Source organism: Aromatoleum diolicum (assembly GCF_012910955.1).
Taxonomy (GTDB): Bacteria; Pseudomonadota; Gammaproteobacteria; order Burkholderiales; family Rhodocyclaceae; genus Aromatoleum; species Aromatoleum diolicum.
In genome coordinates this window covers 46,832-55,727 of sequence record NZ_WTVQ01000032.1, presented here as the reverse complement: position 1 = coordinate 55,727, position 8,896 = coordinate 46,832, and the positions used below count along the sequence as shown (strand labels likewise).

General features: G+C 64.9%; 6 protein-coding genes. 5 read left to right on the top strand and 1 reads right to left on the bottom strand.

What is annotated here, in order from left to right:
- Window positions 1-517: DUF1302 domain-containing protein (locus GPA25_RS17005; RefSeq protein WP_169261597.1), on the bottom strand; the 517-nt coding region annotated here is incomplete at its 3' end.
- Window positions 518-1,004: 487 nt separating this feature from the next.
- Between GPA25_RS17005 and GPA25_RS17000 the strand changes: the two genes are divergently transcribed.
- The 5 genes from GPA25_RS17000 (at window position 1,005) to GPA25_RS16980 (ending at window position 8,637) form a co-directional block, all read left to right on the top strand.
- Entirely contained in the window at window positions 1,005-2,855 is a 1,851-nt protein-coding gene (locus GPA25_RS17000) for a putative bifunctional diguanylate cyclase/phosphodiesterase (RefSeq protein ID WP_169261596.1), read from the top strand.
- Between the two features lie 222 nt (window positions 2,856-3,077).
- Entirely contained in the window at window positions 3,078-4,103 is a 1,026-nt protein-coding gene (locus GPA25_RS16995) for a universal stress protein (RefSeq protein ID WP_169261595.1), read from the top strand.
- A gap of 377 nt (window positions 4,104-4,480) precedes the next feature.
- Complete coding sequence (locus tag GPA25_RS16990) at window positions 4,481-6,034, top strand: DUF4118 domain-containing protein (RefSeq protein ID WP_169261594.1); 1,554 nt, start codon at window positions 4,481-4,483, stop codon at window positions 6,032-6,034.
- Entirely contained in the window at window positions 6,031-6,723 is a 693-nt protein-coding gene (kdpE, locus tag GPA25_RS16985; protein WP_169261593.1) for a two-component system response regulator KdpE, read from the top strand. Before GPA25_RS16990 ends, kdpE begins: the two co-directional genes overlap by 4 nt.
- 36 nt (window positions 6,724-6,759) lie before the next feature.
- Window positions 6,760-8,637, top strand: coding sequence for a potassium transporter Kup (locus tag GPA25_RS16980; protein ID WP_169261592.1), 1,878 nt, complete (start codon window positions 6,760-6,762; stop codon window positions 8,635-8,637).
- The last annotated feature ends 259 nt before the right edge of the window (window positions 8,638-8,896 follow it).

The following is an 8,896-nucleotide window of genomic DNA, read 5'->3' as shown; positions in this document are numbered from 1 at the left end:
TCAGGCGCACCGGCACGCTCGCGGCGTCGAAGTTGGCGAACACGAAGGCGTCGAGCACTTCCCCCGAGGGGCCGGCGTAGTAGCGCTTGGTGTAGCGGCTGTATTCGTGATCCGTGTAGCTCGGGATCGCCGCGAACGGCGCATTCGGGTTGGACTCGCTGTTGTCGCCGTAGGCCGCGTCGTACCACGCCGCGCCGCTCACGCGAAAGCCGGTCGTGCCTTTGTACACCACGTCGAGCTCGGACAGCAGGTCGAGGCGGTTGGCGACCAGATCGCCCCGGTCGAAGCTGTACGTGCCCTCGTCGGTGAGCGCCGAGTTGCCGATCTTGCGGTCGCGGCTCTCCACCCGCGTCGCAAGGTTGTAGCGCACCGTGTTGTCCCAGCGCACCTGCAGGTCGGCGTTGCCGGTGTCAATCTCGAACGCCTGCACGCCGCTGCTCAGCGACAGCAACGCCACCGCCACCGCCACCGCCGTCTGCCTGCGTGCGAATACGCCCCCTTGTCTCCTCGTCTCCATCGTCTTCAGCCCCTCTTTTTTGGTTGGCTTGATCAATTCCGCTCGTTCGGCACCTGCACACCGGACGCAATTCATTCTGCGCATTGAGGGCTGCACTTTCACCCCCCTGCGAGGAGTGGTGAAAAGCGCCAACAGAGGTCACACGCTTTCGCGGCCGCCTCTTTTTGATCTGTGAAGCCGCTGAGGGGGATTGATGCACCGGGCCCGACGCATTCACCGTCGGGCACGCGCAATCTTTATTCTTGGAGTGAAGGGACTAGTCTTTGGTTATAGTCGCAGGTACGAATCGGCGTTGCGGGACGATGTCCAATCCACGGGATTCGCACTACGCGCCAAGGCACCGCCAGATTACTGCATTGCGCGGACGGATCGAAAGGACCTGCACCAGATCGTGGGCCAAACAATCATGAAACCTCGGGCAACACCCCGGCGCCTGAACCGTTCCCACCCCGCACCAATCCCCCCGTCGGCCGACGCCTGCTCCCCCATGCTCGCGCGAACCGTCCGCGCGCTGCGGACCTTGAGCGCCGGAAACCGGACACTGCTGCGCGCGAACGACGAGGCGGAACTCCTGCACGAAATGTGCAGGGTGATCGTCGAAGATGGCGGCTACCGGGTTGCAACCGTGTGCTACGCCGAACACGACGAACAGAAAACCATCCGCCTGATGGCCTGCGTCGGCATCGACCGCGCGCATCTCGAACGCTTGCCCCTCACCTGGGCCGACAGCGGATTCGGTGAATGGGCGGTTGCCACCGCAATCCGCACCGGCGAACCGTCGGTCGGAAGACACCTTCTCACCGAACCCGCCTACGCCTCGATTCGCGATTACGCGCAGAAGGCCGGCTATGCCGCTGCCACCGCCTTACCCCTTCGTATCGACGGCGAGATCATCGGTGCGTTGAGCATGCTGGCCGCGGACCCCGACGCCTTCGACGAGGCCGAGATGCGGCTGCTCTGCGAGTTGGCTGACGATCTTGCCTACGGGATTTCGAATCTGCGCACCCGCGTCAAGCACCGCGAGGCCGAGAAGACCATCGAGCGCATGGCCTACTGCGACCCGCTGACCGGACTGCCCAACCGGCTCTCGCTCTGCGCCCAGCTGAGCCAGGCCCTCGAAGGCGCGAGACAGGAATTCAATCCGCTCGCCCTGCTTGTGCTGAAGATGGGCCAGTTGCAGGAAATCAACGAAACCCTCGGCTACCGCGAGGGCGAGCGCTTCCTCCGGACAATTCACACCCGTCTGCTTCCCTTTGCCGACCAAGCGAAGATGGTGGCCCGCGTGGGTGAAGACGAGTTCGCCGTATTGCTCACCGATGCGGGCTCGGAACACGCCACCCTGGCCGCGCAAAGCCTGCTGAAGACCCTTCGCGAGCCGGTCGAACTGACGGAATTCGCGGTGGATTCGCGCGCCAGCATCGGTATTGCGCTGTTTCCCGGCCACGGCACCGATGCCGACGACCTGCTCCGCCGCGCGACCGTCGCGGCTGGCCAGGCACGGCACACCGCCTCGGGTCACGCGCTTTATCGGGGCAGTCCCGACCGTGAATTCACGCGGCGGCTGTCGCTGATGGGCGAATTGCGACACGCCATCGCGAACAATCAACTGCTTCTATACTGCCAGCCCAAGGTCCACCTCGGATCCGAGCGTGTCTGCGGGGCCGAAGCGCTGGTGCGCTGGCAGCATCCCAAGCAAGGCATGCTGTCGACCGGCGAGTTCATCAAGATTGCGGAGCATGCCGGACTGATCACCCCGCTCACCCAATGGGTGCTGGAAGCGGCGTTCCGGCAAAGCTACGCGTGGGCCGAGGCCGGCATGGATCTGCCGATGTCGGTGAATCTGTCCGCGCACGATTTGCGCGACCCGCGCCTGCTCGATCGCATCAAGGGGCTGTTCGACACCTGGGGAACCAAGCCGGAACTGATCCAGTTCGAACTCACCGAAAGCGCGCTGATGGAGGAGCCCATTGGCGCGCTGGAAATCCTCACCCGGCTCAAGGACCTGGGCGTCGAACTGCTGATCGACGACTACGGAACCGGCTACTCCAGTCTCACCTATCTGCAGCAGCTTCCCGTCGACACCCTGAAGATCGACCAGTCCTTCGTCGGAAACATGCTTGCCAACGATGACTCGGAAATCATCGTGCGCTCGACGATCGAGTTGGGGCATAACCTGGGCCTCAAGGTCGTCGCGGAAGGGGTCGAGAGCAAGGCCGTGTGGGAGCGTCTCGCGGTTCTCGGCTGCGATTCGGCACAAGGCTATTTCATCAGCAGGCCGATTCCTGCAGGAGAGTTCCCGGAATGGGAAAAACACTCCTGCTGGCATCCGCAAATCTAAGCCCGGAAGGCTTGATCGGTGGCCGGTCCCGTACTTGCGGTCGCCGCCCACCCCCCTTCGCGGAGGGGGTGGCGGGGCATTCCGACGGGATTAGAATCGGCTGCGAATCCTCTCCCGTCGATAAAGGGCTGGATGCGTTCCCGGATAGCAGACGGCGCACCCAAGCTCGTCTGAAACGGGTACGCCACAAGAGCCCGATTCGCCCAGCTTCCAGGAGCCACCATGTATCGCCACCTGCTCGTGCCCATCGACGGAACCGACCTCTCGACAGAAATCTGCAGCAACGCGGTTGAATTCGCCCGCACCCTCGGCGCACGCATCACCTTTTTTCACGCGCAACCGGACTACGCGGCAGCGCTGGACGGCGAGGCCGAAATCGTTCGCCTCACGTCCCCGGCGAAGTTCGCTTATGCCTTCGAGGGTCGCGTGCGCGAACTCCTCGCGAAAGCCGAAGCCGCCGCACGCGCATTCGGTATTCCCTGCGGCTCGGCGACGGCGGTCAGCGATTCGCCGGCACGTGCGATCATCGCCGCGGCGCGGGAGGCCGACTGCGATCTCATCTACATGGCCTCGCACGGCCGGCGAAGCAACATCGGCATGATGCTGGGATCACAGACCCTGAAGGTCCTGGTCAATGCCGGCATGCCGGTGCTCGTCGCCACCACGACCAACCCACCCGCACTGTCGCAGGCGACGGACGCCATTCGCGACGATCACCGCTCGCTCGCAGCCACCCTCCATGCGCTGCTGAACCTGCTCGACAGCGGACGGGAATTGCGCGAGCCCCCACACGCCGAACTCCTGCGCACGATGATCCACTACGTCACGACGTTTTCGGCAACCCATCATCGGCCGAAGGAAGAGGAATACCTGCTGCCCCGGCTGCACGAGCGGTCGTCGCGTTACGACGCGGAACTCGCCGAACTGTGCCGGCGCTACCGGGAGAATGACGGCCTCGTCGAAGAACTCGCGGCGTCCATCGAACGCTATCTCGGCGGCAAGGGCGATCTTGCGGCGATGAGGGACGCGGCCAGCCGCTGCGAACGATCCGTACGGGAACACATGGAACGCGTCGAGCGTGTCATTCTCCCCGCAGCGCAGTGCCATCTGACCCCCGAGGACTGGGACTGGATCAACGCGGCGTTCTCCGAAGACGGCGATCCGCGTTTCAGCCACAACAGCAAGACCGAATTCCGTCGCATCTTCTCGCGCATCGTGAATCTCGCTGCAGATTCCAGATACTCGTGACCACCCGTTCCAATGGACTTGATCACCGAATCCGATTCTTCTCGATCGGTCAGTCCGGCAACATGACCGAGAGAGCGGCATAACGACCCACAAGAGACGATCACCCGAAAGCATGCAGAATGACCGCGTACGGCGGCGAAGCTGCCAACGGTGACTCTGTCCTGCTGGGGCAACAACCCGGCCTTACGTCGATATTCACGCAAGACGCCCCACGTGGGCATCGCAATGCTCTCGGCGATCGCCGCCGCAAACGTTTCTCGCTCGTTTACACCGTTTTTATTGGCGCCGCAGCACAATTAACTCGGCCACCAACCCCGGCCTCCAACCCGTCGTGACGAGTGCCCCGTCACCTGCGGGCGAGGATTCAAAGGCCGAACATGCAAAACGACGAGAGGAAGCGTCTGCCGCCGATCACAAGCCATCTGCTCGCGCTTGCCGCCTGCGGCCTTGCAGTGGCGATCTGTCTGCCGTTACGCGACGTGCTGGAGCTAACCAACATTGCGATGCTGCTGTTGGTGACAGTCGTCTTCATCGCGGCGATGCTTGGACGGTCGCAGGCCATCCTCGCCAGTTTCGTCAGCGTCGCGGCGTTCGACTTCTTTTTCGTCCCGCCCCACCTCTCGTTCCTCGTCAGCGACGTGCAGTATCTCGTCACGTTCGCCGTGATGCTGGCAGTGTCGTTGATCACCAGCCACCTCACGACCAGGCTGCAGGCGAGCGTGCGCGAAGCCCTGGCGCGCGAACGACGCTCGCACGCCCTTTATGCGCTTGCCAAGGCCCTGGCCGGGGCAATGAGCATCGAGCAGGTCGTGGAGCGGGTGGGCGCCTTCGTGCGTGAGCAGGCCGACGGCGACGCCCGCTTCTTCCTGACCGATGCGGCGCAGGCGCTGCACGAGTTTCCGCACCCCGGAGTGCCGCTCGGACTGGATGAGTCGATCGCGGTCCGGGCGGTATTCCAGAGCGCCAGCGGGGACGGGTCCTGCTGCATCGCCAGCCCGAATGGATTGGACATGATGTTTCCGCTCGCCGGCGCGACGCACCGGCACGGAGTCCTGTTTGTCCGGGCGGATGCCGGCGATCAGCCCGATCTGCTGCGGCCGATGCTCGAGGGCGTCGCGTCGCTGACCGCCATCGCACTCGAACGCCTGCACTTTGTCGAGATTGCGGAGGCGAGCCGGCTCGAGACCGAAGCTGAGCGATTGCGAAGCTCGATCCTGTCGTCGATTTCCCACGACATCCGGACGCCCCTCACGGTGCTGTTCGGGCAGGCCGATTCGCTGACGCTCACCGGCGGTAACGTGACCGAGGAAGAGCGCGATGCCGTCCGGGCGATTCGAGACCAGGCCGGCCGCCTGAACCAGATGGTGGAGAAGCTTCTCGACATGGCACGGCTGCAGGCCGGGCAAGTGCACCTGCGCAAGGAATGGCAAGCAATCGACGAGGTGATCGGCGCCAGCATTCAGTTGCTCGACGACGCGCTGCGTGAGCATCCGGTGAAGGTCACGCTGGCGCCGGACCTGCCGCTCGTCGCCGTCGACGCCGTGCTGATGGAGCGCGTCTTCTGCAACCTGATCGAGAATGCGGCGAAGTATTCGCCGGCCGGCGCGGCGATCGCAGTAAACGTCGCAGGCGATGCCGGCGGGCTGGTCATCGAGGTGTGCGACCGCGGCCCCGGCTTTCCGCCGGGGAGTCTGCCGCGCCTCTTCGAGCCGTTCGAGCGGGGCGCTGCGGAGTCGGCAATCGTCGGCGTCGGCCTGGGGCTGGCGATCTGCCGGGCGATCGTCGAAGCGCACGGCGGGCAGATCGGCGCTTCGAACGCGGGCGACGGCGACGGCGACGGCGGCGCCTGCGTCCGCTTCACGCTGCCGTCGGACGGCGAGCCGCCGCGCGTCGAGCCGGAGCTTGCCGACCCGGCCGGAGTCGGGTCATGACCGAGCTTCGAACCAGCATCCTTGTCGTCGAGGACGAACTGCAGATTCGCCGCTTCATCCGGCAGACGCTGGAGCGCACCGCCTATCGGGTATTCGAGGCCGGGACGGTCGAGCAGGCGCTCGCCGACGCCGCCTCGGGCAAGCCCGACCTGGTGATCCTCGACCTGGGTCTGCCCGACGGCGACGGCGCGCAGTTCGTGCACGCCCTGCGCGACTGGTCGCGGGTGCCGGTACTGATTCTTTCGGCGCGCTCCGACGAGGCGGACAAGATCACGGCGCTCGATGCGGGCGCCGACGACTACCTCACCAAACCCTTCTCGGTCGGCGAATTGCTCGCCCGCGTGCGGGCACTGCTCCGACGAGCCGACGGCGGCAACGAGGCGGGCGAGGCGCTCGTGCGTTTCGGTGACGTCGAGGTCGATCTCGCCCACCGCACGGTAACGCGCGCCGGGGAGCATGTGCACCTCACCGCCCGCGAGTATCGCCTGCTCGTCGTCCTGCTCGCCAATGCCGGCAAAGTCCTGACCCACCGCCATCTGCTGCGCGAAGTCTGGGGGCCGGCCTACGTGGACAGCACCCACTATCTGCGCATCTACGTCGGTCATCTGCGGCAAAAGCTGGAGGCGGACCCAACGCAACCGGCGCATCTGCGCACCGAAATCGGTGTCGGCTATCGCTTTAAGGCCTGACGACCGCTTCGGCTCGCCCTTTTTCGAGGAATCACCATGTCTGCAACACAGGATCGTTCGCACAGCAGTCTGGGCGGGCTCGCGCTCGCGGCGCTCGGCATCGTTTATGGCGATATCGGAACCAGCCCGCTGTATGCGTTCAAGGAGGCATTTCACGGCTCGCACGCGCTGGCCGTCAGCGAGACCAACGTGCTGGCGGCGCTTTCCGCCTTCTTCTGGGCAATGATGCTGATCATCTCGCTCAAGTACGTCTGGATCGTTCTGAGATACGACAACGACGGCGAGGGCGGCGTGCTGGCACTGACCGCGCTGGCCCATCGCACCGCGTCGCACGCGCCGCGGCTCGCGACGCTGGTGATCGGGGCCGGCGTCTTCGCCGCCGCGTTGTTCTACGGCGATGCGATCATCACTCCGGCAATCTCGGTACTCTCGGCGGTGGAAGGCCTCGCGGTCGCCGCGCCACAGTTCGAACAATTGATCGTGCCGATCACGATCGGAATTCTGGTCCCCCTGTTCTTGATCCAGAAGCACGGCACGAGCCGGGTCGGCACGCTCTTCGGACCCGTCACGCTGATCTGGTTCGCGACGCTTGCCGTGTTGGGGCTGCAATCGATCATCCAGACGCCGCAGGTGCTCGCGGCGATCGACCCCCGCCACGCGGTGAGCTTCGCGCTGGACCATCCGCACGCGGCCTTCCTGCTGCTGTCGGCGGTATTCCTGGCGCTCACCGGGGGCGAGGCGCTGTATGCCGACATGGGCCACTTCGGCGCGAGGGCGGTGCGCGTTGCGTGGTACGGGCTGGTGTGCCCGGCGCTGCTGATCAATTACTTCGGCCAAGGGGCGCTGGTACTGCGCGACCCGACCGCGGCCGAAAATCCGTTCTACCTGCTTGCGCCGGACTGGTTCGTCTTCCCGCTCATCGGCCTCGCGACCGCGGCGACGGTGATCGCCTCGCAGGCAACGATCTCCGGCGCGTACTCGATGACCCTGCAGGCCTCGCGCCTCGGTTACCTGCCGCGCGTGCGAATTCTGCATACCTCCGACCGCGAACGCGGCCAGATCTACATCCCCAGCGTCAATTGGCTGATGCTGCTGTCGGTGGTCCTGCTGGTGCTGGAGTTCCGGTCGTCGACCGCGCTGGCGGCCGCCTACGGTATCGCGGTCTCCGGCACGATGATCATCACCACCGTGCTCACGATCTTCGTCACGCTCGCCGCCGCCGCTCGCTTCCGGCTGCCGATCGTGGCCGGCCTGGGACTATTCGCGCTGCTGGAGTGCGCCTTCTTCGGCTCGAATCTGACCAAGATCGCCGCCGGCGGCTGGTTTCCGATGCTGCTCGGCGCGCTCATCTTCATCGCCCTCACCAGTTGGAAGGAAGGCAGCCATCTGGTTGCCGAGCAGCGGCGGAAGATCGACGTGCCGATGGACGGATTCCTCCACGGCCCGCATCCGGATGTGCCGCGAGTGGCCGGTACCGCGGTCTACCTCACCTCGGACACCACCATCGTCCCCAGCGCGCTGTTCCACAACCTCAAGCACTACAAAGTCATGCACGAGCAGACGGTGTTCCTGCATGTCATCAATGAGGAGATTCCCTACGTGTCCGATGTCGATCACCTGCGGCTGACCCCGCTCGCGCCCGACACCTATCAGCTCGACGTGCATTTCGGTTTCCGCGAGGAGCCGGATCTGCCGAAGGCGCTGGAAGGGGTCGTCAGATTCGGCCTCACGTTCGATCCGATGTTGACGACCTACTTCGTAGCGCGCTCGGTGATCGTCGATGGTCCCGGCTCGCTGCCTCGCTGGCGCTGCGCGCTGTTTTCGTGGATGACCCGGCAGGCGGAGGGCGCGGCGACCTATTTCCGCCTACCCGCGAATCAGGTGGTCGAACTGGGGACTCAGGTCTTGCTATAGCAGGGCGGCAGGTCATTGCCCACGTCGTGCCGCCGGCATCGTTCGTGAGGCAGCACCGTAGCACTCCATGTGCTCTTGCAAACGTCCGCTGTTTGGGGTGGTGCCGACGTCCATCTGTCTAGCCGGATTTCCTCGGGCGAAGTGTCACGAACGTGCTGCCTGCCGTGAGGCTACGCGGCGCCCGAGCGTTGGTCGTCCTGAAATGCATCGACCGACGGAGCCGCAGAAATTGCATGCGACCCGTCTGCGTGACCGCAGC

Excerpts from the sequence above, each read along its gene's own strand:
- kdpE (WP_169261593.1), top strand. The coding sequence starts at position 6,031 with ATGACCGAGCTTCGAACCAGCATCCTTGTCGTCGAGGACGAACTGCAG.
- GPA25_RS16980 (WP_169261592.1), top strand. The coding sequence starts at position 6,760 with ATGTCTGCAACACAGGATCGTTCGCACAGCAGTCTGGGCGGGCTCGCG.
- GPA25_RS16990 (WP_169261594.1), top strand. The coding sequence starts at position 4,481 with ATGCAAAACGACGAGAGGAAGCGTCTGCCGCCGATCACAAGCCATCTG.
- GPA25_RS17000 (WP_169261596.1), top strand. The coding sequence starts at position 1,005 with ATGCTCGCGCGAACCGTCCGCGCGCTGCGGACCTTGAGCGCCGGAAAC.
- GPA25_RS16995 (WP_169261595.1), top strand. The coding sequence starts at position 3,078 with ATGTATCGCCACCTGCTCGTGCCCATCGACGGAACCGACCTCTCGACA.